The organism is Rhodococcus sp. FG69 (genome assembly GCF_057808915.1).
Genome location: NZ_JBMDIX010000115.1, coordinates 1 through 591, shown reverse-complemented (window position 1 = coordinate 591; position 591 = coordinate 1). Strand labels below are relative to the sequence as shown.

The following is a 591-nucleotide window of genomic DNA, read 5'->3' as shown; positions in this document are numbered from 1 at the left end:
ATGTCTTCGAGGTGTCGAGTCCGAGATCTGTTGCGCGGTTGTAGTCGTCGTCGATCAGCACCACGCTGCGATGTTCCCGGTCGAGTAGTGAGGCCGCGATCGAGGCGCGATAGCCGGAGGCGCAGTGCACCCACACTTTGCCGTCGGGGACCTCGGCGAGTCGGTGCGGCAGTTCGTGAAGGGGGATATTCACCGCACCGGGGATGTGGCCGTCCGCGTACTCGGACTGTTGACGTGTGTCGAGCACAGTGATGTCGGAGTCGGTTGCGGCAAGTCCGGCGAAGTCGGACACCTCGTAGGACCGCACGTGGCCGTCGCCGGCGAGCGAGTGGATCTCACCGACAGCCGAACCGGAGGGGCGGTCGATGCCGATGCGCGCCAACTCCCTGGTGGCATCGTCGATCTGATCGGTAGTGTCACCGATCAATGTCAGCGGTGCACCCCACTGGTAGAGCCATCCGAGATAGGTCACGAACGTCGTCGACAGCTCGAAACCGAGGGAACCGTCCATATGCCCGGCCGCGAAGGCGGTTCGCGCGCGGAGGTCGACGACCCACTGGCCATCGTCGATGCGCCTGCGTAGTTCGTCGG

At 64.5% G+C, this 591-nt stretch carries 1 protein-coding gene; it reads right to left on the bottom strand.

Annotated elements, in window-relative coordinates:
* Positions 1 to 591, bottom strand: a 591-nt coding sequence (locus ACODSO_RS29215) for a rhodanese-like domain-containing protein (protein WP_489040084.1), incomplete at both ends; no start/stop codon positions are given.